At 62.8% G+C, this 23430-nt stretch carries 19 protein-coding genes; 7 read left to right on the forward strand and 12 right to left on the reverse strand.

Annotated features, from left to right (window positions below):
- Positions 1 to 266 precede the first annotated feature (266 nt).
- Positions 267 to 707 (forward strand): GNAT family N-acetyltransferase, encoded by a 441-nt coding sequence (locus tag E1J61_RS28620; protein WP_133097299.1) that lies wholly within the window; start codon positions 267 to 269, stop codon positions 705 to 707.
- Positions 708 to 869: 162 nt separating this feature from the next.
- Here the strand turns inward: E1J61_RS28620 and E1J61_RS28625 are convergent, their stop codons facing one another.
- From E1J61_RS28625 to E1J61_RS38925, 8 genes are all read right to left on the reverse strand, one after another.
- Positions 870 to 1934: a 2-aminoethylphosphonate aminotransferase gene (locus E1J61_RS28625; protein WP_133097300.1), complete on the reverse strand. Its 1065-nt coding sequence runs from the start codon at positions 1932 to 1934 to the stop codon at positions 870 to 872.
- Positions 1934 to 3127: a phosphonopyruvate decarboxylase gene (aepY, locus tag E1J61_RS28630; RefSeq protein WP_133097301.1), complete on the reverse strand. Its 1194-nt coding sequence runs from the start codon at positions 3125 to 3127 to the stop codon at positions 1934 to 1936. Before aepY ends, E1J61_RS28625 begins: the two co-directional genes overlap by 1 nt.
- Positions 3124 to 4839, reverse strand: a complete 1716-nt coding sequence (gene aepX / locus E1J61_RS28635; protein ID WP_133097302.1) for a phosphoenolpyruvate mutase — start codon at positions 4837 to 4839, stop codon at positions 3124 to 3126. The genes aepY and aepX overlap by 4 nt, the downstream gene beginning before the upstream one ends.
- Positions 4836 to 5618 (reverse strand): NTP transferase domain-containing protein, encoded by a 783-nt coding sequence (locus E1J61_RS28640; RefSeq protein ID WP_133097323.1) that lies wholly within the window; start codon positions 5616 to 5618, stop codon positions 4836 to 4838. Before E1J61_RS28640 ends, aepX begins: the two co-directional genes overlap by 4 nt.
- 28 nt (positions 5619 to 5646) lie before the next feature.
- Positions 5647 to 6651: a flippase-like domain-containing protein gene (locus tag E1J61_RS28645; protein WP_133097303.1), complete on the reverse strand. Its 1005-nt coding sequence runs from the start codon at positions 6649 to 6651 to the stop codon at positions 5647 to 5649.
- Positions 6648 to 7475 carry a 2OG-Fe(II) oxygenase gene (locus tag E1J61_RS28650; RefSeq protein WP_243737025.1) on the reverse strand — a complete coding sequence of 276 codons (828 nt, stop codon included), beginning with the start codon at positions 7473 to 7475 and terminating at the stop codon, positions 6648 to 6650. The genes E1J61_RS28645 and E1J61_RS28650 overlap by 4 nt, the downstream gene beginning before the upstream one ends.
- 7 nt (positions 7476 to 7482) lie before the next feature.
- On the reverse strand, positions 7483 to 8151 hold the full coding sequence (locus E1J61_RS28655; RefSeq protein WP_133097304.1) for a CDP-alcohol phosphatidyltransferase family protein: 669 nt from the start codon (positions 8149 to 8151) through the stop codon (positions 7483 to 7485).
- Positions 8152 to 8355: 204 nt separating this feature from the next.
- Entirely contained in the window at positions 8356 to 8583 is a 228-nt protein-coding gene (locus tag E1J61_RS38925) for a hypothetical protein (protein WP_371704827.1), read from the reverse strand.
- A gap of 394 nt (positions 8584 to 8977) precedes the next feature.
- Here E1J61_RS38925 and E1J61_RS28665 point away from each other — a divergent pair, with 394 nt between their 5' ends.
- Positions 8978 to 10204, forward strand: a complete 1227-nt coding sequence (locus E1J61_RS28665) for a tyrosine-type recombinase/integrase (RefSeq protein WP_133097305.1) — start codon at positions 8978 to 8980, stop codon at positions 10202 to 10204.
- A 766-nt stretch (positions 10205 to 10970) separates the two neighbouring features.
- Here E1J61_RS28665 and E1J61_RS28670 read toward each other — a convergent pair.
- Genes E1J61_RS28670 through E1J61_RS28680 form a run of 3 tightly spaced genes read right to left on the reverse strand, consistent with a single transcriptional unit; the run spans position 10971 to position 15984 of the window.
- Entirely contained in the window at positions 10971 to 11480 is a 510-nt protein-coding gene (locus tag E1J61_RS28670) for an acetone carboxylase subunit gamma (protein WP_133097306.1), read from the reverse strand.
- A gap of 23 nt (positions 11481 to 11503) precedes the next feature.
- Complete coding sequence (locus tag E1J61_RS28675) at positions 11504 to 13828, reverse strand: hydantoinase B/oxoprolinase family protein (protein ID WP_133097307.1); 2325 nt, start codon at positions 13826 to 13828, stop codon at positions 11504 to 11506.
- An 11-nt stretch (positions 13829 to 13839) separates the two neighbouring features.
- Positions 13840 to 15984 carry a hydantoinase/oxoprolinase family protein gene (locus E1J61_RS28680; RefSeq protein WP_133097308.1) on the reverse strand — a complete coding sequence of 715 codons (2145 nt, stop codon included), beginning with the start codon at positions 15982 to 15984 and terminating at the stop codon, positions 13840 to 13842.
- A gap of 451 nt (positions 15985 to 16435) precedes the next feature.
- Here E1J61_RS28680 and E1J61_RS28685 point away from each other — a divergent pair, with 451 nt between their 5' ends.
- The 3 genes from E1J61_RS28685 (at position 16436) to E1J61_RS28690 (ending at position 19205) form a co-directional block, all read left to right on the forward strand.
- Entirely contained in the window at positions 16436 to 16966 is a 531-nt protein-coding gene (locus E1J61_RS28685; RefSeq protein WP_243737026.1) for a lecithin retinol acyltransferase family protein, read from the forward strand.
- 35 nt (positions 16967 to 17001) lie between these two features.
- Positions 17002 to 17139 carry a hypothetical protein gene (locus tag E1J61_RS37535; protein WP_165971565.1) on the forward strand — a complete coding sequence of 46 codons (138 nt, stop codon included), beginning with the start codon at positions 17002 to 17004 and terminating at the stop codon, positions 17137 to 17139.
- A gap of 269 nt (positions 17140 to 17408) precedes the next feature.
- The gene (locus E1J61_RS28690; protein ID WP_243737030.1) at positions 17409 to 19205 is read left to right on the forward strand and encodes a sigma-54-dependent Fis family transcriptional regulator; all 1797 of its coding nucleotides are present in this window, start codon (positions 17409 to 17411) and stop codon (positions 19203 to 19205) included.
- Positions 19206 to 19452: 247 nt separating this feature from the next.
- Here E1J61_RS28690 and E1J61_RS28695 read toward each other — a convergent pair whose 3' ends face one another.
- A complete protein-coding gene (locus E1J61_RS28695; RefSeq protein ID WP_133097311.1) occupies positions 19453 to 20367 on the reverse strand; it encodes a LysR family transcriptional regulator in 915 nt (304 codons plus the stop codon).
- A gap of 164 nt (positions 20368 to 20531) precedes the next feature.
- On the opposite strand from E1J61_RS28695, the gene E1J61_RS28700 reads away from it, so the two are divergent.
- Together E1J61_RS28700 and E1J61_RS28705 are read left to right on the forward strand one after the other, a co-directional pair.
- The gene (locus tag E1J61_RS28700) at positions 20532 to 21815 is read left to right on the forward strand and encodes an aspartate aminotransferase family protein (RefSeq protein ID WP_133097325.1); all 1284 of its coding nucleotides are present in this window, start codon (positions 20532 to 20534) and stop codon (positions 21813 to 21815) included.
- A 54-nt stretch (positions 21816 to 21869) separates the two neighbouring features.
- On the forward strand, positions 21870 to 23366 hold the full coding sequence (locus E1J61_RS28705; RefSeq protein ID WP_133097312.1) for a CoA-acylating methylmalonate-semialdehyde dehydrogenase: 1497 nt from the start codon (positions 21870 to 21872) through the stop codon (positions 23364 to 23366).
- The last annotated feature ends 64 nt before the right edge of the window (positions 23367 to 23430 follow it).

A 23430-nucleotide genomic window follows, 5' to 3' on the forward strand; every position in this document is an offset into this window, starting at 1 on the left:
TGCCCTGCTGTCCGGTGGCGCCGCCGCGGGGCCGGCACCGGGTCTGGTCCGATGTGATATGTCGCGCGACTTTGTTGTATCAAATCACTTCCGAGTGAATGAGAATGCACGCACTGGCTTCATTGGCTCTGAGACTTAGCTCACTTGGGGGATGGCGCCATGAATCCCTTTCGTGCATAGTCCTCCGTTTTCGGGGTACTTGCTCACGGAGAGTCGCGAAGGGGCGGCTATGGTTGTGGCGAGGTGCCATGACGTGAGAAGCGAGAATGATAAGAAATGCCAGACTCCGTGCTGCGAATGCAGAGGACCTGGAGGCAGTTGGACAAGTGCTGGCAGCGTGTGGACTGCCGCTTCCAGAGCCGAGGGATGCGACTCCGCTTTACCATGTCGCAATCGTCGAGGACAGTATTGTCGGCTGCGCCTGTGGCGAGCAGCGCTCTCAAACCATCGTCGTTCACACGGTTGCAGTGTTGCCCGGCTATCGCGGGCACCGACTCGCCACCCATCTCGTGAGCGTGCTCCTGACGAGAGCGCGGGCCAATGGCTGTACGAAGGCCACCGTTTTAACCAACGAGAATCCAGGCTTCTTCGCCCGATACGGCTTCTCGCTGACCCCTACCGACACCGTTGTTCGGGAGATGCAGTTGTCAATGGATTTTCTCCGTCGATTCGGCGCCCGCTCGCACTATATGTGCCGACAACTTTAGGCTCTGTTGCGCGGCCGCCTGCCGGCTGCGGCTTGCGCCGAGGCGATAATGCAGATATGCCCGACATTGCCGTCATGGCCAGCAGCGGGCGCCATTCCAGTTCGGCGCCAAATCCTGCGGTCGAGGTAATCGTGCGGTCCCGGCAGCCAAGCCGAAGTGTCATCAAGTCATCAATGCCGCGAACCCCTGCAGCAGGCGCTCGATGTCGTGTGCGTGAATATCTCCCATCGTGGAGATCCGGAACAGTTCATCCGACAGCTGCCCTTGCCCTGCATAGATCACGAAGCCGAGCGCTTTCAGGCCGTCGTGCAGCTGCGTGTACGACAAGCTTGCCGGCAAACGGTAGGCGCGCAGGACGACGGAGGACTGGTCCGCCGGCAACGCGCTCGCGATGCCGCGCAATGCAAGTCCCGCGCGCACTTGCTCGGCCAGGGCCGCATAGCGCGCGTGCCTGGCGTGCTGGCCGCCGCTGTCGTCGAGTTCGCGCAGCGCTTCCACGAGCGCGTAGTAGGCGTGCACGGACGGCGTGAAAGGAGTGTTGCGCTGATCCTGCAGGCGTGCCAGCCGGCCAAGATCCAGGTAGTAGGTCCGGCTTGCCGCCTGGGCCAGCGCGTCACGCCGCGCGATCACGAAGGCGGCCCCCGGCACGCCGTGCAGGCACTTGTTGGCAGTGGCGGCCACGGCGGCAATGCTGCCGCCGAAGTCGATGGTCTCGGCCCCGAAGCTGCTGACAGCGTCGACCAGCAGGTGAACGCCGCGCTGGCGGCAAACGGCGTCGAGCGCGTGCAGGTCGTTCAAGCGCCCGGTGGTCGTTTCATGGTGGATCACCGCCACATGGCCGATGGTCCGGTCCGCGTCGAGCATGGCGGCCAGCCGGTCGGGATCGGGCGCCTGCATCCAGTCATGCTTGATCACCTCATGGTCGATGCGGTACTGACTCGCAATCTGCGTAATGCGCTCGCCGTACACGCCGTTTTCGACAATGAGCAGCTTGCCGCGCGCGGGCACCAGCGCGGCAATCATGCTTTCTACTGCTGCCGTGCCTGACCCGGTCATCAAGATCGCGGCCCACTCGGTGGGGTCCAGCCGGTAGACGCCGAGCAGCCGCGCGCGCGCCTCGTCCTGCAAATCGAAGAATTCGCTTTCGCGATGGCACAGGTCGGGCTGCAGCAGGCTGCGGCGGACGCGCTCGGACAAGGTCACCGGGCCGGGGTTGAGCAATAGCATCAGTTCTCTCCGTGATCAGCGCCGATGTGGCGCGCGAGGCGGGACTTCACTTCCGCGGGGGTGATGGTGGGCCGGGGCAGGCCGTCCGGCGTGCCGGCGCGTATCACCAGCCGCACGAAGCGCGATCCGGGAGCGGCGCCCGGCTCGCCCGGCACAGCCGCCGCGAGCACCTCGTCAAGCAGTTCGAGGCAGTCGCCTTCGGCCGCCGAGGCATAGCCGCAAGCCGCCGCCACGCCGGCGAATGACACATTGGGCGACACCGTGGCCTGTGCGCCGGTCGAGTCGTGTGCGCCGTTGTCGAGCAGCACGTGCGTGAGGTTCGACGGACCGTATGCGCCCAGCGTGGCGAAGTTTCCCATGCGCATCAAGGCAGCGCCGTCGCCATCGATGGCGACCACATGCAGGTCCGGGCGCACCAGCGCGAGGCCAAGCGCCAACGGCGTCACGCAACCCATCGAGCCCACCATATAGAGCTGGTTTGGCCGGTCATCGAGCGCATACAATTCGCGGCCGCAGAAACCGGTCGATGCCAGCACCACCGTCGCAGCGGCCGGCGTATGTGCAATCACACGCTGCAAGGCCTCGCGCCGCGAAGGCAGCGCATCCGGCGCCCCTCCCCGCCATTGCGTGCGCACCGCGCATCGCGCACGCGGCGCGGATCGATCCTGCGGCTTGAGCGCATAGGGCGCGACACTGCCCTTTTGCATGACCAAAGCGTAAGGGCGTCCGGTCGCGTCCATATGCGCCAGCGCGCGATCGAGCGCCGGGCCGATGCCGGCCGCGTCAGTCGGGAACAGCTCCCACGGTATCTCCATGGTGTCGAGCATCGCAGGCGTGACCGGGCCCATCAACGCGTGCTGCGGCTCGTCCGCGGTGCCCGGTTGCCCTCGCCACGTCACGATCAGCAATTGCGGCAGGCGGAACGTCCAGGTCAGCGAAGTGAGCGGGCTTACCGCATTGCCAAGGCCGGAGTTCTGCATCATCGTGATGCCGCGCTGGCCCCCTCTGGCCCCGAGCGTCACGCCCGCGATCAGCGCTACCGCGTCGCCTTCGTTCGCCGACGAGACGTAGTGCAACGAAGGATCCTGCAGCACGCAATTGATGAAGGGGGTGAGATACGAGCACGGTACCCCCGCATACCAGGAGAAGCCACGCGCAAGCGCCGCCTCGATAAACTGAGCCGCTTCGATCATCGGCGTTTCTCGGTGCCGGGTGTGCCGGGTGCGCCCTGGGCAAACGGCAGCCGGGCATGCGCGAACTCGCCAGCGCGCTGGTAGTCCTCCAGGTCGTTCACGCTGCGCCAGTGGCCATGCACATACTTCACGTCGATCTCCTCGCCAGCCCCGATCAGGGCGTTGAGCAGGTCAGGCATGTCCAGCGTGTCGAAGTCCGCCCGCGCACGCAGGCCGGCAAGTGCCTGCTGCAGGGCCTCACGCCCGGCGCCGCGCACGCACAGCAGGCCGATCCAGCGTCCCTGCGGCGCCTGCCCGCCGGTGACGGCCGCTTCCTTCCCCTGGTTCGAAACATGCCGCAGCAGGACCTTCTGGCCGAACAGGGCGCGGTCGTCGGGCGCGGAGCAGTAGGCGAAATCGCGTACGCTCTGGTTCGACGGTTGCGTCTGCGACGAGTCGACCACCACGCTGAAGCGGGACTCGCTCTCGAACAGGTCGCGCAGGAAGTAGCTGCGAAAGAGCAGATCACCGTAGGCGATCACGGTATCCGTATGCAGGCCGTCGGCCGCGCACGCCAGCGACGCCAGTTCGCCGCTACTCGCGTAGCGCTCGTTGCGCACGAGCTTGATACCCGTGCTCTGGATCGCATCGGCGCGATAGCCGCCGACCACGGTGATGTCGTGGATGCCCTGCATCTTGAAGGCGTCCACCAGCCAGCGCAGCAGCGGCTTGCCCGCGACCGGCAGCATGACCTTGGGGCGCTCGGCGGTCAGGGCGTCAAGCCCTTCGCCGCGGCTCGCCGCCAGCACAACCGCCGCGCCGGGCGCCTCGGCGCCAGACAGGTACAGCCGTTCGGCGGCGGCATACTCGTCGGCATCCTGCAGGCGGAAGATCTCGCTCATCGGCGCGATGCGGTCCTCCACATGAACCAGCGTCTGGGTGTCATGGATCTCCCTGGCCACCGCCTGCATCGACGATGCCGCCGCGCGGATCAGATGGTTGGCCCAGATCACGAGGCTGATGCCGGCCTGGCGGAATACGTCGGTGGGAGTGCTGTAGTACTTGGTCGGCACGATCACCAGCGGAGCGCGGCCGGCCCACTCGCGTGCGAACTCGAGGATCTCGTCCGGCCGCGACAGCTTGCTGTGGATGAGGATCGCGTCGGCACCGGCCTGCCGATAGGCTTCGGCCCGGCGCAAGGCCTCGTCCATGCCCCAGCCCGCGATCAGTGCTTCTACGCGCGCGACAATCGAGAAATCGGCATCCGTCTGCGTATCCTTGCCGGCCTTGATCTTGCCGCAGAATTCGTCGATCGTGGCCAGCGGCTGGCGTTCGCCGTCGATAAAGCTGTTGGTCTTGGGGAACTGCTTGTCCTCGATGCACAAACCCGCGATGCCGCGCTGTTCGAGCTTCCTCACCAGGCGCCGCACATTGTTGAAGTTGCCGTAGCCGGTATCGCCGTCGACCAGGATCGGCAAGCCGCTGGAGTCGGCCATGAATTCGAGCGTGTCGACCACCTGTGTCCAGCTTGCCTCGTTGTTGTCGCGCACGCCGAATTGCGCCGAGATCGCCAGGCCGGAGGCCCAGATAGCCTTGAAGCCTGCTTCGCGCACAATCCGGGCCGAGAGCCCGTTGTGGGCTTCCATCATGAATTCAAGTTCGCTGCCCACCAGCAACTGGCGCAGCGCGGCGCTGCGCGACGCAGCGGGCAAAGCCGGATCACGTGCGTTCATGGCGTGACTCCCGAGGCAACTCCCGAGGTAACACCGCGCCGGAGTTGCGGCAACACTTCATCGCGGGCGCGCACGACGTCGCCCGGGAAGTCGATCTCGAGCCAGGGCGCACCGGTGACGTCTGCGATCTCGAATGCATGGCCGCCCTCCAGCAGCAGGTCGCGCACGGCTTCCTCGTGCGGCATCTTCTCCTGGTTGCGCTCGACATACCCCGCGACGATCTGCGCCAGGCGGCGTGCGGCCTGCTCGCTGAAGCGGAAGAACCCGACCGACTCGCCAATCGTGTCATATGCCAGGCCCACCGCCACCTGCTTGCGCAGCTCGACCGGAACGCCGTCCCGCAGGCAAAGCTTGACTGGCTCGTCGCCGGTTTCGAAGTCGCGGTCGATCAGCAGGCGGTTGGCGCTGTCGCCGGCAACCAGCGCGGCGAGAATGCGCTCGTCGTAGAGCACGTCGGCGTCCATCAGCAGTACGTCGCCGCCGCGCGTGAGCGCGTCGGCGACGGTGTGCACGGTCAGGACGCTGCCGAGTTCGTAGCGCGGGTTCAGAACGATTTCGGGATGGGGCGAACGTCCGAGCCGGTCGAGTTCGGCCTTGACCTGTTCCGGCTGGAAACCGAGGGCAAGCACGACCTCCGTGACGCCCGCCGCGTCCAGCATGCGTAGATGCCGTTCCAGCAGGGTGATGCCATCGAAGCGCAACAGGCACTTCGGGAATTGTGCTTCGGGCGGTTGCTGCAAACGCAGGCCAAGGCCTGCGGCAAGAATAATCGCTCGCATATTTTTCTCCGCTCCCATGCAACCGCCATCAATCGGTAGCCGGCACACCCCCCGTGCTTCGCCGCCGGTGTCTTCGTTCACTCCAGTACAAATACAGAAGGCCGGGCGCGCCAAGCACGATTTCCCGCGCGCGCTTGATCAGCGACAGCGCCAGCGCCGCGTCGGCAGGCAGTCCCACCAATGGCGCGAGCAGCAGGTAGCCAGCCTCCTGCACACCCAGCGAGCCGGGAATCGCAAACGCGGCGCCGCGGATCGCCTGCCCGGCGCTCTCCAGCAGCAAGGCGTCGAGCCAGCTGACGGGATGGCCGAGAAACCGCAGGGCCAGCCACACCTCCCCGGTGCCGACCAGCCAGCCCGCCAGGCTCAGCGCGAAGGTCGCGGCGACCTTGCCGGGCGCGCGATAGATCCGCCGCACGGCTGCGTCCACCGCATCGGCACGCATCGTCAGCGCCGCCCAGTCGCGCTTTCCCCGCAATTTCGACAGCAAGCGCAGCACGCGCCCAAACAGGCCGCGCCGCTGCGCCACATAGAACCCGAACAGGCACAGCGCCAGCAGCGCGGTGACGGCAATGACCGGCAAGCGCACATCCTCGCCCGCCTCGCTCGCCGTTGACGCGCCGAACAGCACGAGTCCGAGCACCGCGAACACCAGCTGCGCGATCGCTTGCATCGTCGTGCTGACGGTGATCGCTGCGGCAGCGTCGCGCATGCGTGCACCGCGTTGCGCGAGATGGCGCACCATCAGCACCGGTCCACCCAGCTGTCCGGCGGGCAGCAGGCTGTTCACGGACTCGCCCACCCAGCGCGCAAACAGCGCGTCGCGCATGGCGCGATGGCTGGCGTGGCGATCGAACAGCACGAAAATGGCACCAGCATCCAGCGCCAGCGGCAGCAGGTGAAACATCACCACCAACAGGCTCAACCAGCCCGCCGACATCAGCGTCGACGCCACCGAGCCGAAGCCGGTAAAGGCAATCAGGGCGACAAAGAGCGCCGCACCGACCGACAGCGAAATCATCGCCGCACGCGTCATGCCCGGGGCTGCTGGCCCCTGGCCAGCCGTTTGAATACTTGCCGGAAGCCGAAATAAGCGAGGGCGTCCTTCATGTTGGAGACGAAACGCAGCCAGGGCCGCATGCCCGGGTCGGTGACGTATTCGAAGGTCAGCGACACCCGTATCTGGTTCGCCCCGAGTGGCGTGATGCGGTGGCGCAGCTTGTCGCCATCGAAGAAAACGAGGCCACCGGGGGGAATCTGTACCGAGCCCGCTTGCACAGGCACATCGGGCTCGCGCGTGTGCAATTCGTAGTCGAGACGGCACGACGATTCGTCGATCACGCCGAACAGCAAGGTATAGCGCCTGCCGTTGTAGTAAGAGGTGTCGTAATGCCAGCCGATATGATCGCCCTCGCGCGTGTAGTAATAGAGCGCGTAGGCATGCGGATCCTGCTCGGGCGAAGGCAGCAGCTGCTCGCCGCAGATCTGTTCGAGCCAGCCGATCAGCGCCTTGGACCGATAGAGTTGCGCGATAAAAGGCGCGTGCTGGTCGATCGTATGGCGGCTGACGCTGCCGCCCTGCTTGTGGCCCGGGAGATAATTGCGATTGATTTGGTCTTGCAAGGCCAGGGCGCTGGCAACCAGGCCTTCCGTGACTTCATCCGGCAAAAACTCGCCCACATGCAGGAACGCTCCCTGGCGCTCGAATTCCGCGCGCAGCGCGCTGTGCCCCAGGGCGCCAACACGTGCTGCCACACCTGCATCGGGACCGGCACGCGCGCCCGCGGGGTCGGCGAACGGCTGCTGCCGCTCGCCAGGCAGGGTGAGAAGATCCCGGTCCGCTTCGGCTGATTCGCTCATCGGCGCCTCATGGTCTGGTAGCCGCTGTAACGGGGCGAGCGCGCCGCACGGCGCGCCAGTAGTCGAAGACCACCCATGCCGCGAACAAGGGCGCGCCGATCGACGCCGCCGTCAGGAACGGGCTGATGGCACTGCTCAGGGTCACAAGCGGCAGGAGGTAGAGCACATCCTCCGTCTCGAAGCCACCGACCGAGGCCTGTTTCGTGGCGGTCTTGCCAGCGAGCGCTTCGATGCGCATGCGCAAGAAGAAGATCAGCGCCACGGCCACGCCCGCCACGCTGCCACGCACGACTGCCGGCACCGCGGCATCCTGAAACTGGCCCGAGACGCCGATCCCCATGCTGACGAAGAGCAGGATAGTGACCAGCGAGTCGCTGAAAAGATCGTAGAAATGGCCTAACTTGCTGGATTTCCCGCTGATCCTCGCCAGTTCTCCGTCAGTATGGTCAATAAAATTGGAAAACACGACCAGCAGCGCACCGCCATTCGCCCAGCCGAAGCCGCCCTGCGCGAGGCACGCCGCGCCGGCCAGGCCGGTCAAAAGCCGGAGCGTGGTCAGATGGTTGGGCGTAACCCGGGAATCCTTGAGCGGCTCGACAAGCCGCCGCGCCAGGCGTGCGTCCCAGGTGCGCGGAGATGGCGGCGGCGCAGGCGGGTCCATTGGATTGCTGCTCATCTTGCAAATACCCCCGCGGCAGGAAATGCGACATGGCCAGGACTGCAGGGCAAGTTCGCGTGCTTTGCTTGGCAGTATTTCAATCTGAAGGACCAAGGCCGGCCGCGCGCCGGATTCCGCGCCGCAGTCGCGTCCAGGCACTGAGACCGCACGCCCGGGGCAGCTACCGTCCCTTGCGTGCGCAAGACAACTGCACTCAGGCACTCAGGCCTTCATTGGCGTCAATAATAGACGTGATTCCGACGAGCTGTCGAGGCAGCAACCCCTGGGCGTTGCCGGTAGCAGGCCGGTAATGGCGGGCGCGGCGGATCGAAACACCGCGCCGCTTCCAGCTCTTTCCATCGTCAGCCCATAGTCGGCCATCCGGTCCAGGATCCAGCGGATCGCCTTCGCCCGCTCATTCTTGGCTGTCGTTACCGTCGTTGCCGTCATCCGGATTCAGGGTTGTAGTTGGCGCACCCTGCTTTTTGTCCTGCTGTCCGGTCTGTGCTTGTTTCTTGGCTGTCCCGGGCCGTTGGCCTTGCGCCGCCGCCCGCCGCCCGCCGCCCGCCGCCGCCAGCTCGGCGCTGGCGAGCCGATCGGCGAGCGCGGCGGCCTGGGCTTCGAGCCGGGCCCGCGCTTCGCGCCTGCGCCACCTCGTTGCGCGCCGCCACCAGTTCCCCGCGCAACGCTCAGGCCGTGCGCTCGTTCTGCTGGCGCGCGGTGCGCTTCTCGTCAAGTATTACTACGTAATACGTATCAAAACTTAATACCATCGAATTACTTTAGACATAACTGCGCTTATGTTTATAATATCAAAGTGAAGTGTGATTCTTTCGGCTCGCGCATGGACCTGCTGCCCCTCAAACCGCTTGGGAGTCTTACCGACTCACTTCCCACACCACTGGAGCGGTTGAAACTGTCATCGCCGCTGTCCGGCGCCGCCGGTACTAATCGCGCGCCCGCCACCGGCGCTCGTATTGCCGCGGCCGATGACCTGGCCGCCGTGACCGCCTGGCTGGCCCGCTATGCCGACAGTGCGGCGACCATCGCCACCTACCGCCGCGAGGTGGAGCGGCTGATCCTGTGGGCCGTGCTCCAGTTGGGCAAACCCTTGTCCTCGCTGACGCACGAAGACCTGCTCGCCTACGAGCGCTTCCTCGCCGATCCGCAACCGGCCGCGCGCTGGGTGCTGGCCGGCAACAAGAAGCTCGCGCGCAGCCATCCGGACTGGCGCCCGTTTGCCGGGCCGCTGGCCCCAGGCAGCGTGCGCCAGGCCATGGTGATCCTGAACGCGCTGTTCGCCTGGCTGACCGAGGCGGGCTACCTGGCCGGGAACCCGCTCGCCCTCGCCCGCCGTCGGCGCGCTCCCAGCAAGGCGCGCATCACCCGTTATCTGAGCCACGACCTGTGGGCGATCGTCAAGGAGACGGTCGAAGCGATGCCGACCGAGACCGCGCGGGAACGGCTGCATGCGGCACGCTGCCGCTGGGTGCTGAGCGTGCTCTATCTGGGCGGCTTGCGGGCGTCGGAGCTGACAGCGACCACGATGGGCGCGTTCTTCTGCCGGCGCGATGCCCAGGGCACTGAGCGCTGGTGGCTGGAGGTGACCGGCAAAGGCAGCAAGACCCGGCTGGTGCCGGCGACCGACGAGCTGATTGCAGAACTGGCGCGCTACCGTCGCGCCCACGCACTGCCGCCGACTCCGCAGTTCGGTGAGGCGCGTCCCCTGGTGCTGCCGGTGATCGGAAAAGCGGACAGCGAGAAACCGCTGTCACGCGGCGCGCTGCACCTGATCCTGAAAGAGGTGTTTGGCATGGCCGCGGCGCGCCTGCGGGCGCGCGGGCCGGAATGGGAAGCGCAAGCCGCGGTGCTGGCCAGCGCCTCGGCGCACTGGCTGCGCCACACCGCTGGTTCGCACATGACCGACCAGCAGGTCGACCTGCGCTTTGTGCGCGACAATTTCGGGCATAGCTCGTTGTCGACGACGAGCGGCTATCTGCACAGTGAAGAGGATGCGCGCCATGAAGCCACGCAGGCGCGGCATCGGATCGGCTGGGACGCGGAGAAGTAGCGGGACGGCGATACTCCACTAGGCTAGCGGTTCAGCGGACGCATCAAGCCGCTATTCTGAGCGCTTACCTCATCGAGAAAATCGGCCGATTCGGGCCGACTCTGGCGATGCAGATCAGGATTTGGACGTGCGCTACCATGCGCCATCGCTCGCTGACCTTCGCCCTATGCTGCTGTGCGAGCGGAAGACCATCCGCGCGGATATCGGGATGGAGAGCGCTCGCGCGATTGGATAAGGATCAAGCGTCCCGGCGCCGTGCCGCCAGAAAGGTTTCGTCGCTGACACTTGGTTCTGTTTGGCACCCCATACGGTGTTTGCGACACATACCGTAAGCTGGATCAAGCGTGGTGGGCCTTTCCCCCCTTCCCCAGGGTCACTGCGCTTTGCCCCGCCGCGTTTCAGCGGCTCCGCGGCGGGGCCTTTCTAGAATGGCGCCAGACGAAGCTATCGCGAAACTTTGGCGTTCTACCCGAGAGCCTTCGAAAGCGTTTCTCCTTGCGACACACCCGCCGCGTCGACAATCCCGCTATCGCCCCTGGCTTGCTCGGCTTCAGGGCTTACCGGACCTTGGTTGCCGGCGGGACGCCACTCCGAATCGCCTTGGGTGCAGCGCCTTTTCTTTTGGTTCTTTGACTGGTCCAGGGGCAGTCCAGCGTGAGCCCGTTCATTCTGTCGGCCTACTTAAGCCGGCTGTCAAAGCAACCGGCAGCCTCTCCGCAAGGCGGGGAGCAGGCCTGTGCCTGCCCCCCAACCTTCGAGTTGCAATCTAGTCCGGAGCGCGCTCGGGGACCGGCATTTGCACCCATTCCTTATAGAATGCCTCGATGTCTGGCTCGAAGTCGTGGATCACTGGATACCATGGTGTTGGCGCCTCGACGTCGTGCATAGTGCCGCATGCCGGGCAGTAGTACTCTCGATACACCTGCCACTGGGTATCGGGGGCCATCAGCTTGGGATACACCTCGGCCATCGCTTCCTCTGTGTCGCGCACATAGATGGATGCATGCAGTTTCCAGTTCTCGCGGTAATCGCAGAACTCGTGGCCGCAATCGCACTTGACCACCCACTTCTTATTATTGGTCGATTGCACAATATGCATGTGCGGGCCGAGCGGAAGCACAATGCGGTCCGGGAAGCTGACCTTGGCCTGCAGAGCGGCCAAATACTGAGCAAAGCGGCTGTCATCTTTGGGCATCGACAGCATGCGGAAAGTTGTTTCCCAGTCCAGGGAGCCCTCAACGAGGTGGGCAACCTGTTCATTCGTGTACTTGGACATGACTCAACTCCTCGATTCTGTGATTACTCTTCGACCTGGACGACGGTGGTAACGTCGGGCAGCAGGGAAAGGTCCATGCGGTGCCTGGCGCCGTAGGACGGCACGCCCAGTTCATCCTCAAGCAACTGCCACTCGGCGGGGAGGTTCCAGAATGCCTTGAACTCCCGCGTGAACTTCTCCGACAGGGCGAAGCTGGTAGCGAACATGTGTTGCACCTGGACGGACGCGTGCTTGTTGAGGATGCGATCGCGCTCTTCCTTCATCCATTCGCGGGTTGGCAGGGAACGTGCCAGGCGTTCCTTGCGGATCTCGGCACGGCGGGCCTGGGTTTTCTCTACATCCACCGTGAACACGCCCTTGGCGTCCTGGGTGAAGACGGCACCGTAGACTTTCTGCGCATATTCCGGCAGAAGGAATTTCTGGTTGAGGTCCGCCTCGACGGCCTTCGGATCGCGGTCGATCGGGTCGCCAAAGCCCGGCCCCCCGCGCAAGTAGTTGAGGTACAGGTCATGGTTGGCGTAGCAGTCCTCGGTAGTGATGCACTGCTTGTCACGCTTGACCACCGCAGTTGCATCGATGTGGCGCTCGTAGTCTGGCTTGCCGGGATCGATGTCGCCACCCAGAGGCAGGGAATCGCCAATGGCGATGCGCTTGTCCAGCCCGGTCTTGTGTGCCTCAAACCGGTATCCGGTCGCCGAGGGATAGCCACCCATCATGCCCCAGTCGCTGTTCATGAACCCATTGCCCATGAAGAACATGGTCCAATCCTGGGCGTTCCACACCATGCGCAGCGTCTCGAAGCCGCAACCGCCGCGGTACTTGCCATACCCGCCGGAGTTGGCCTTGACGTTTCTGCCAAGATAGAGCAACGGTTCGGCCATCTCCCAGATTTCGATGTCGCCCATGTCCCCTTCCGGGTTCCAGATGGCGGCTGCGTGGTTGAGGCCATCCTTGACGGCGCAGGCGCCCGTTCCGCAGGAACTGGCCTCGAAACTGTTAACCGCATGGATCTCGCCATCCTGATTGATGCCACCACCTTGCAGCCAGTTTGAAGTGTTGGCGTTACCGGCGTTCACCTCCTCCAGATACCCCCGGCTAAAATAGGACTGGGATAGGCCGCGCCACAGGGCCGCCCAGCCGGAGACCAGGAAGTGCCAGGCATAAGCGTGACCGGTGCGGCGGTCGTCGGGATTGCACCAAGTGCCCTTTGGCAGGCGGAACTCGGTGGCGAAGTAGGCGCCATCATTGATGCGCTGGGTTGGCACCAGGGTCTGGCACATCATCACCCAGATTCCTGAAGTAAATGCCACCTGATGGGCGTTGAAGGTGTGCCAGCCCCAGCGGCTCGCTCCTTCGAAGTCCAGGCGCCACTTTCCGTCCGGCTTGATGGTCATCTCCACCGGCGAATGCATGATGGAGTCGAGCTTGGCGAAGGCGTTGGATACCTGCACGTCGTCATGCTTGTAGGGCACATCGACAAAGGAGACTTTGCGATACTTGCCCGGCAGGGTCATGGCCCTGATACGGCTCTGCAGTCCGCGGCGGCCTTCTTCGATGACCTCGTAGGTAAATTTCTCATAGGCCTCGATGCCATCAGCCCGAATCACTTCCTCAACCAGGTCGCGAATCATGTGGCAGCCGGCGATGCGGGTCTTTTCGTCAAGGATCCAGTACTTGGGCGTGCGCACTGAACGCTGGGACTCGTGCAGCCAGTCGCGCAACGGCACGTCATTCACCCCCGTCTTGCGGCAGGTAATCATGTAGCCATCGCCGAAGCGCTGGGTCTGGCCGGTGGACATCGAACCCGGCGTCACTGAGCCGGTGTCGATGACGTGCGTGACGCCACCGACCCAACCGATAAGCCGGCCTTGCCAGAAGATCGGGACGATAGTCGCGATGTCACAGGGATGCACGTTGCCGATAGAGCAATCGTTGTTGGTAAACATGTCCCCCGGATTAATGCCGGGGTTGGCCTCCCAGTTATTCTCGATCATGTATTTGATTGCCGCCCCCATGGTCCCGACGTGGATGATGATCCCGGTCGAGGTCAGCACGCAGTCGCCCACAGCGTTGTAAAGCGTGAAGCAAAGCTCGCCTTCTTGCTCGACGATAGGGCTCGCGGCAATCTTCTTGGCCGTTTCCCGGGCATGCACGAGGCCGCCACGCAGCTTGGAGAACAGCTTTTCGTAGCCAATCGGATCGCTGTCCCGGAATTCCAGCTTCCCGAGGCCGTTGTAATGGCCCGTAGCATTGGTGCGCTCAATGATGCCGTCACGGTGCTGCTTGAGCGTCTGGCCGTTTTGCAGCAGGTCGGCGAAGCCGACTTCTTTATTGCTCATCATGTTCATGGCATGTCTCCTTACTTCACTTCTTTGAGATGGAACAGGCGGTGCTTGTCAATCGTCGTTTCGAAGCCGTCGGGCACCACGAACGTGGTGGCATCGGATTCGATGATGGCGGGACCGACGATGTGATTGCCGGCCTTGAGGGATTCCATCTTCCAGAGCGCGGCATCGACCCACTTCTTGTGGCGATAGAAGGGCCGGGTACCGAGATAGGCCGACTTTGGCGGCGTGGGCCCGGCGTCCGGGTCCTCCGGCAGCACGGGTTTCTGGGTTACAACCATCCCGCGAAGAATGGCGCCAGTAATGGAAAAGCCCAGTTCCGGCGAGCGGGCAGAACTCGCGTAGACGCGTCCATAGGTATTTTCGAATGCGTCGACGATTTTGTCCCAATCGGCGGCAGTCGCGGCACGGGTCACCGGCGACACAATCTCGAGATCGTTCAGTTGGCCCATGTACTGCATCTTGTAGCCGGGAATCAGCATCACGTCTTCGGGCTTGTACCCGTTGAGGACGAACTCGTCGATGACCTTCACTGCCAGTTCCGACCAGGCGTCCTGCAAGATGCCGCATGCAACCGCCTTGGCATCGTCCGGCGCGAGCTGGGCAACACCAAGGTCCACTGACTTGTCGTAGCGGTACTCAAAGTCGGCGCAAGCGCAACCGAAGGCCGAGAAACCCGCTGCCCAGGCCGGCACGACGACATCCTTGAAGCCTACGCCCCCGGTGTAGCCGTACGTGTGCACCGGGCCGGCGCCGCCGTAAGAAAAGCAGGTGAATTCCGCCGGGTTATAGCCTTTGGCACTGATGTTGGCGCGCAGGTACTCGGAAAGGGTAAGGTCAAGCAACTCGATGACGCCTGCCGCGGCGTCTTCGACTGACAGGCCGAGCGGGTCGGCGATCTGCGCCTTGATGTGGTCGCGGGCGCGTTGCACGTCGAGCTTGATGGCACCGCCCAGGAAATTGTCCGGGTTCAGATAGCCCAGAACGACGTGGCAATCGGAAACGGACACCGTGTCGAGACCGCTTTCCGGCCAGCAGGTGCCCACGCGGTAGCCTGCGCTGTCGGGGCCGAGCTTGATCGACTTGCTGTAGGGGTCGAGGCGCACAAAGCTGCCGGCGCCGGCGCCAACCGAGTCCATTGCCACCAGGGGCAAGGAGAGGACCAGACGGGCCATGTCGGGGTCGGATTTGATGGCGAAATTGCCCTTGGTGATCAGGGCCACGTCGAAGCTGGTGCCGCCGATGTCGGAACAGGCGATGTTCTCGTCGCCCAGATACTCGCCCAGCAGCCTGGACCCAATGACGCCGCCGATCGGGCCAGAAACAATCGTGCGCGCGAGTTCCTTGGCCTTCCAGCTGATGGTGCCGCCGTGGGTGGCCATCACCCGCAGATCGAATTTGGCGCCGTGCTTCTTGAACCGGTCACTCACCTTCTTCAGGGTCTGGCGCGAAGGCTCTGCACCGTAAGCCTCCAGGATGGTGGTATTCATCCTGTGACTCTCCTTGCGCGACGGGTAGTAGTCCACCGAGGCGAACACCGGTATATCGGCCTTTAGTTTTTTGAGCTCCTCGCGCACGACGTCTCGGGCGCGCTGCTCGCTCGATTCGTTCTTGTGGGATTGCAGCAGGCAAATGACGATGGCTTGCGAGCCAGCCTCCACCAGTTCTCGGGTAGCCTGACGGACCTCATCTTCACGCAGTGGGATAACCAGCTTCCCCTGCACGTCGGTACGTTCGGTGACGCCGCGCGTGCGCGAGACGGGCACAAGAGGCTCGTCGTAGCGGTGGGTGTTCAGGTGGATGCGGTCCTCCAGCGCATAGCCCAGGTAGCTCTGCAGTGCTCGGCCCATCGAATGGATCTGCTCGAAACCGCGATTGCAGATGAGACCAACGTCGAGGCCTTTGCGCATGAGGATGCGGTTGAGCATCGCCGTACCTGAGTAGACGCAAGTCACCAGTTCGGGGTAGACGTCATCCACTGTCCGGTCCCAGTGAGCAAGGGCGTCCTCGGAAGAGTTGTAGATGGCGAGCGATTCGTCGCCGGGATTGCTCTGCGCCTTGCCTACGACGAAGCGGCCATCGGAGCGCACAAAGAATGTGTCGGTCATCGTGCCGCCAGCATCGATGCCCATCACCTGTACGGTGGACTGCGATTGCATACTGCCTCCTGTCATTGATGTAGTCATGGTGGGATCCCCCCACGACCCATCTATGGCAAAGCTTGTGCCAGAGCCGGCTGGCATCGGAAACAGCCCCTGCAGGCTATTGAATTCAATGGGTTGGCACTGTTGTTCGGCTATTTCGTTGATGGCGGCATGCCTTTGGTCAGTGTCCGGATTCTCGACGTCCTGTGCAGCGGTGTCCGGGAATCGGACGCTTTCTGACCAGGAAGGATGGGATTGGCCCGTGCGAGTCCGGGCGGCATGTAGCAGTTGGAGGGCCGCCCAACAATTGCCGCAGGCGTGGCGGCATCGAAGTCTGGCGGTCGATGCCGAGAGGGACGCCAGCTACCTTGAAACTCCAAGGCGGCGTCCATGCGAAGCGCTTGTGGCGCTGGCACGCGCTATGCACTGAATTCAAGCGAAATGACAGTGACGTATGGTGAAGTCCATGAAGTACTCAACGTCAAGCCACCCGGTTTTTGAATCAGTTGCCGATATGGACCCGGCGATCGGAACCCATCTCGTCACCGACCGGCTTTGGTATACGCATCATGGCCTCTACGCGGGGGCCGGCAAGGTCGTGCACTACTCGGGTCTGTCACGATCACTGCGTCGCGGCCCGGTGCACGAGGTCACGCTCGCGGAATTCGCGCATGGGCATCCGATCAGAGTTCGCCAAAGTCCTGGCGCCAGGTTTGATGGTGTGGAGGCCGTCCAGCGCGCCTACTCACGCATCGGTGAGGATCGATATCGCCTGATTTCCAACAACTGCGAGCACTTCTGCATGTGGTGCCTGTATGGCGAGAGCCGCAGCGAGCAGATCGATGTCTGGAGGTTCTGGGCTGGGTCCGCTGCCTGGTTTAAACGTGCGACGTTGCCCACAGTCGCAACCTTGCTGGGCGGGTCGGTATTGCGAGCAATTTCCCGGTTCGGACCTGGGGACAGGACATTCGCAAGCACAACGCAATCGGCTTCCTGAACCTGCGTAGGGTGCATTGACAGAAAACTAGATACTTGGCGCAGGCCCTCGTGTACGCCTTTGCCGCCTTGTCGCTGCCGACGCTGTCCGGTTTCCGGACACTAATTGCTGCGATGGCCGGAAATCGGACACCTTGGGATTTTCATGCTGCAAAGCACAAATATTTGATTTGAAAAGAGATTATTGACTTGGCGGTGTCTCGCGGATACGGTTATCCCAGTCAATTGAGAGCGACCGTCCTATGCCGTTTTCTCGTTGCGGCACCCTGATCCCACGTATCGGCGACGAGCCCGTCGTGGCTTCCGCCTGGGAGCGTTTTGTGCAGGATCAGTCCCTGGAAGGGGCGGGTGTGCGCAGCGTCGTCCTCGCCTCATGGCAGCGGTGTCGTTCGGAGGCCGTCGACCCTGCTCGGCACTCCGCACCGGGGGCAGCGGCCGAACGAGTGCGCCAGTTGCAGCGACAGAACCGGGAGCTCTGTGACGCTGCGCTTCCGGCGCTTGAGAGCCTGCGGGATATCCTACGGGAATGCGGCACGCTCATCATGCTTTGCGACCCGAGCGGAACGGTTCTCCATCTCAAGGGCGAAACCAGGGCTCGCAGCGTTGGCGAGGGAATCAACCTGGCCACCGGTGGCTGCTGGAATGAGGAAGTCATCGGCACCAATGCCATCGGAACCGCGATCGCCACGGCGGCTCCTGTCCAGATCCATGCCGACGAGCATTTTTGTCTGGACGTCAAGCGTTGGACCTGCGCTGCGGCTCCCATTCTTGACCCCTTCAGTCGCACCCTGTTAGGGGTCGTGGATGTTTCCGGGGTCAAGGAAACCTTTCATGGCCACACCTTGGGCCTGGTGATGACTGCTGCCAGCCAGATCGTCAGCGAACTAGCCCGCCGAGACGTTGCTCTTCACGAGCGGCTGCTGACTCGAGCCATTGATTATTTCATCCGTTACGCCAGCGACTACGTTGTGCTTGTCGACAGCCGTGGGCGCATTGTTCGTACGAATGGAAATGCGCAGGTGGCGCGCGAGAGCTATGACGTGCGGCTGCCCTCTGAAGTTGGCAGCCAGGTGCCAGGACTGAACCTCGCACTGTCGGATGTCGACCGGTACTGCCAACGTCCGGAATGGCTGCGTCCTGAATGGCTGCACCCTGTGAAGGATCATGCCGGCATGCTCGGTACGGTGCTGGTGCTTCCCCTCGTGACTCGCCAGAATCGAGCCGCTATATTGCCCGGGGCCCCAGTCGGGACAACGACAGCAGGAAACGATGTGTTTGGCGACATCGTTGGCGAAAGCGAGGTGCTGAAGGCGACCAAGGCGCGCGCGCGCCGGATTGCGCCGCTCGATCTGCCGGTACTGCTTCTTGGCGAAACTGGCGCGGGGAAAGAACTCTTTGCCCGAGCACTGCATCGGGCTGGCAACCATCCCGACGGCCCTTTCATTGCTGTCAATTGCGGCGCATTTACGCGTGAGCTCTTGGCCAGCGAACTTTTTGGCTATTCCGATGGCGCTTTCACAGGTGCCCGTCGAGGTGGCCTTCCCGGGAAGTTTGAGCAAGCTGACGGGGGCACCCTCTTCCTGGACGAGGTCGGCGAGTTGCCACTTGATATGCAGCCTCACCTGTTGCGCGTGCTGCAGGATGGCGTTGTGGTTCGCTTGGGTGACACCCGCGAGCGGCGCGTTTCGGTCCGCATAGTTGCCGCTACGAACCGTGATCTGCAAAAGGAGATTTCCGCCGGCCGCTTCCGCGAAGACTTGTTCCACCGTCTCTGCGTAGTGAGCCTGGCGCTCCCCCCGCTGCGCGATAGGCCCGGGGATATCGATGCAATCATCAAGCATCTCAACGTCAAACTCGCGCACAAGTATGGCTGTGCGCCCAAGCAGCTTGAACCGGCGGTGCGCCAGGCGCTACTTGGTCATCGCTGGCCGGGTAACATACGCGAATTGCAGAACGTCTTCGAGATGATGTTCGCGCTCAGCGACGACGACGTCATCGATGCCTCTCTGCTTCCCCCGAACATCCAGCAAACGACAAACGCCTCCCTTTCCGTACCTGCCCCGTCGTCAAAGCCGGTTTCATTCCGCCGACTTGAGGAAGTCGAAAGACAAGCGATACTCGACGCGCTCGCGAACGCCCACGGAAACATCTCTATGGCAGCGCGGACACTGGGCATTTCCCGAAGTACTTTGTATGTCAAGCTAGCCGAGATTCGGGCTCAGTCCGGCAGTTCAGGTTGATCTTGGAGCTTAGCTCAAGCTCTCTGACGGGGAACCGTGTCTTCGCTACAGGCCGGTCGGCTCGATGAACCAGCCCTTCTCCATTCCGGGCCCTGTGCCACACGCCCCCCAACGGCCGGAACGAGCCCGAGGCGGCGCGCCGCGTCGAAGCTTTCCTGGGCCTTCTCAAACTGGGCCCTGGTCGTCATCGGGATCACGCTTACACGCTCGGCGACCTCGGACTACTGCAGCCTGCAAGGTTTCTCGATCAGCGGGCGCTATCCTGAATCAGGATGTCCAGAAATCGGTCCATAATCAGATTTTTTCTTCGGCCCTTCCGCGTCGCGACGCCAAGCGTCACTTCAAAGTGCATCTCTTTGGTCACCAGAGGTGTGAGCATGCCCTTTTCCACCCAAGTCGCCGCGAAATGGTCTGGCAGAAAGCCAATGTACTCGCCGGTGAGAATCAGGAAAGCTATACCTTCGCGGTCCGTCGCCGTCGCCGCGCAACTCAACTTCTGGTGCAATTGCATGGCCTCAGCACTGATACGGTAGCTCGGCGCCACGGCAGCTACCTCTCGCAGGTCAGCCACCGACAACTTCTTCCCAGACGGAAACAATCGATGATTTCGGCTGCAATAGAGCTGTGAGCGTTCTTCGTACAGCGGAATGTAGTCCAGTGTCGAGAGCGTAGTGAGCATCGGCAACGCGCCGATGTGGAGACGGCCATCCAGCAAGCCCCGCTCGATCTCGCCAGGCGTACTCATGCTGATGTTGATGCGCACGCCCTCGCTCTGGCGCCGAATTCCTTTCAAGGCGTCGGTGATCCGCATCTTCGGCTGCGTCACCAGGTTGTTCATCAGCCCGATATTGAGTTCACCCCTGAGGCTTTGGTGGAGCTGATTCACCTCTGTACGGAAGCCTTCGATGGCAGAAAGCACCGCCTCCCCCGCCCGAAGTACTTCGCGTCCTTCGTCCGTTAGCGCGAATCCCGCTCGCCCCCGCTGGCACAACCTGACACCCAGCCGCTTCTCCAGGTCACTCATGTGAAGGCTAATCGCGGATCTCGTGATTCCGAGAGCACTTTCAGCCGCAGTAAAGCTTCCTACTTCTGCAACGGTGCGGAAGACCCGAAGCAGGCGCAGGTCGAAGTCCGTGACCTGTGAGAGCGGCAGCCTTTTCATAGGTGAGTAATTCAATATGTAATCGTGAGAATAATTGTATTTTACTCACCCAAATAACGTACCACACTCGAGGCCGTAGACCCTCTCCAAAGGAAGCCGCCTTGAACCCCTCCGCCGCCTACGCCCTCAAGAACAAGAACGAGCTCAATCTCAGCGCTCACTGGATGCCGTTCAGCGCGAACCGCAATTTCCGTCAGGACCCGCGTCTGATTGTCGCGGCTGAGGGGCGCTATCTGATTGACGCCGATGGGCGCAAGGTCTTCGACGGATTGTCGGGTCTATGGACATGTGGTGCCGGCCATAGCCGGAAGGAGATCCAGGAAGCGGTGGCAAGCCAGTTGGGAACTCTGGACTACGCGCCTGCGTTCCAGTTTGGCCACCCGCTGTCGTTCACGCTGGCCGAGCGCATCGTTGACATAATGCCTGGCAACCTGAAGCACGTCTTCTACACCAACTCCGGCTCGGAATGTGCGGATACGGCTGTAAAAATGGCCCGCGCATACTGGAGGCTCAAAGGCCAACCGGCAAAGACCAAGCTCATTGGTCGTGCCCGCGGCTATCACGGTGTGAACGTCGCCGGCACGAGCCTGGGCGGCATTGGTGGAAACCGCAAGACGTTTGGCCAGCTGATGGACGTGGACCACCTCCCGCACACGCTGCAGCCCGATTGCACGTTCACCAAAGGCCAGGCCGAGACCGGCGGCGTGGCGCTCGCCAATGAACTGCTGAAACTCATCGAACTGCACGACGCGTCGAACATCGCAGCGGTTATTGTCGAGCCGATGTCGGGTTCGGCCGGCGTCATTGTTCCGCCCCTGGGATACCTCCAGCGCCTGCGCGAAATCTGCGACCAGCACGGCATCCTGTTGATCTTCGATGAAGTGATCACGGGCTTCGGCCGCATGGGTGAACCGACTGGCGCCGAATTCTTCGGCGTCACCCCCGACCTGATGAATGTCGCAAAGCAGCTGACCAATGGAGCAATTCCCATGGGCGCGGTCATCGCGTCGAGCGAAATCTACGAGACGTTCATGAACCAGGCGGCGCCGCAACATGCCGTCGAGTTCGCGCACGGCTACACGTACTCAGCCCACCCAGTAGCATGCGCCGCCGGCCTGGCGACGCTGGACGTACTGAAACGTGAAAACCTGATTCAGCAAGCCGCCGAGCTGGCTCCCCATTTCGAGCAGGCCATCCACGGCATACGGGGCACAAAGCATGTCGTGGACATCCGCAACTGTGGCCTGGCCGGAGCCATCCAACTGGCCCCGCGCGACGGTGACGCAACCATACGCCCGTTCGAGGCTGGTCTCGCGCTGTGGAAGAAGGGATTCTACGTACGCTTCGGCGGCGACACGCTCCAGTTCGGACCGGCTTTCAACACCACCACCAGCGAGCTTGACACCATGTTCGACGCCGTTGGCGTTGTCATCGGGACGCTCGCTTAAGGCCGTTCGGCCACCTGCCCTTCCAGCAACTACCCTTGTTTTCCTGGATTCAGTATGAACACCATCCCGCATTTCATTAATGGCGAGCGTGTCGTAGGCGAAGGCCGCCCCTCGCCGGTCTACAACCCCTCCACCGGCGAAGTCACCGGCCAGCTTGTCCTGGCGGATTCCGCTACCGTGAGACACGCCATCCTGACTGCCAAGGCTGCATTCCCGGCATGGCGCAATACGCCCCCGGCCAAGCGGGCGCAGGTGCTGTTCCGCTTCAAACAGTTGCTGGAGGAACATGAAAAGGCCATCGTCGAACTCATCAGCAAGGAACACGGCAAAACCATCGAAGATGCCGCCGGCGAACTGAAGCGCGGCATCGAGAACGTGGAATACGCGTGCGCCGCTCCCGAACTACTGAAGGGCGAGTACACCCGCAACGTAGGTCCGAACATCGACGCCTGGAGCGAATTCCAGCCGCTGGGCGTAGTCGCCGGCGTCACGCCGTTCAACTTCCCGGCGATGGTGCCGCTGTGGATGTACCCGCTCGCCATCGCCTGCGGTAACACCTTTGTCCTGAAGCCGTCGGAGCGTGACCCCAGCTCGACGCTCATGATTGCCGAACTGTTCTATCAAGCCGGCTTGCCCAAAGGTGTCCTTAATGTGGTTAACGGCGACAAGGAAGCTGTCGATGCGTTGATCGAACATCCCGACGTAAAAGCGCTGAGCTTTGTCGGGTCCACGCCAATTGCGGAGTACATCTATGCGGAAGGCACGAAGCGCGGCAAGCGTGTACAGGCCCTGGGCGGCGCAAAGAACCATGCGGTCTTTTTGCCAGACGCTGACCTGGACAGCGCCGTCAACGCCTTGATGGGCGCTGCATACGGCTCTTGCGGCGAACGCTGCATGGCCATTTCGGTTGCCGTGTGTGTTGGCGACGAGATTGCCGACGCTCTCATCGAGAAGGTTGTTCCCGCAATCCAGGCCTTGAAAATTGGCCCGGGTACCTCGTGTGGACTGGATATGGGGCCGCTAGTCACGTCCGCAGCGCTCGAGCGCGTGACCGGATACATTGCGGCGGGTGAAGCCGCCGGCGCCAAGCTGCTGGTCGATGGTCGCGGCTTCACGGTAGCTGGCCACGAGGACGGCTACTTCGTGGGCGGCACGCTGTTCGACAACGTCAGCACAGACATGACCATCTACAAGGATGAAATCTTTGGGCCGGTACTGTGCATCGTGCGTGTCAAAAGCCTGGAGGATGCGATGCAGCTCATCAACGCTCACGAATATGGCAATGGCACGTGCATCTTTACGCGCGATGGCGAATCGGCTCGCACCTTCTGCGACGAAATCGAAGTTGGCATGGTTGGTGTCAATGTACCGCTGCCGGTGCCCGTGGCCTACCACAGCTTCGGTGGCTGGAAGCGTTCACTGTTTGGCGACCTGCATGCCTACGGTCCGGATGGTGTGCGCTTCTACACCCGTCGCAAGGCAATCACCCAGCGCTGGCCAAAGCGCGAGGTCACCGAGAAGGCGCAGTTCGCTTTTCCGAGCAACAGCTAGGCTCGGAGGAGGCGGAGCCGGGGCCGGAAAGCCAAGGTTTCGCCTTCACCATCGAACTCCGGGT

Source organism: Cupriavidus sp. L7L (genome assembly GCF_004353535.1).
Lineage (GTDB): Bacteria > Pseudomonadota > Gammaproteobacteria > Burkholderiales > Burkholderiaceae > Cupriavidus > Cupriavidus oxalaticus_A.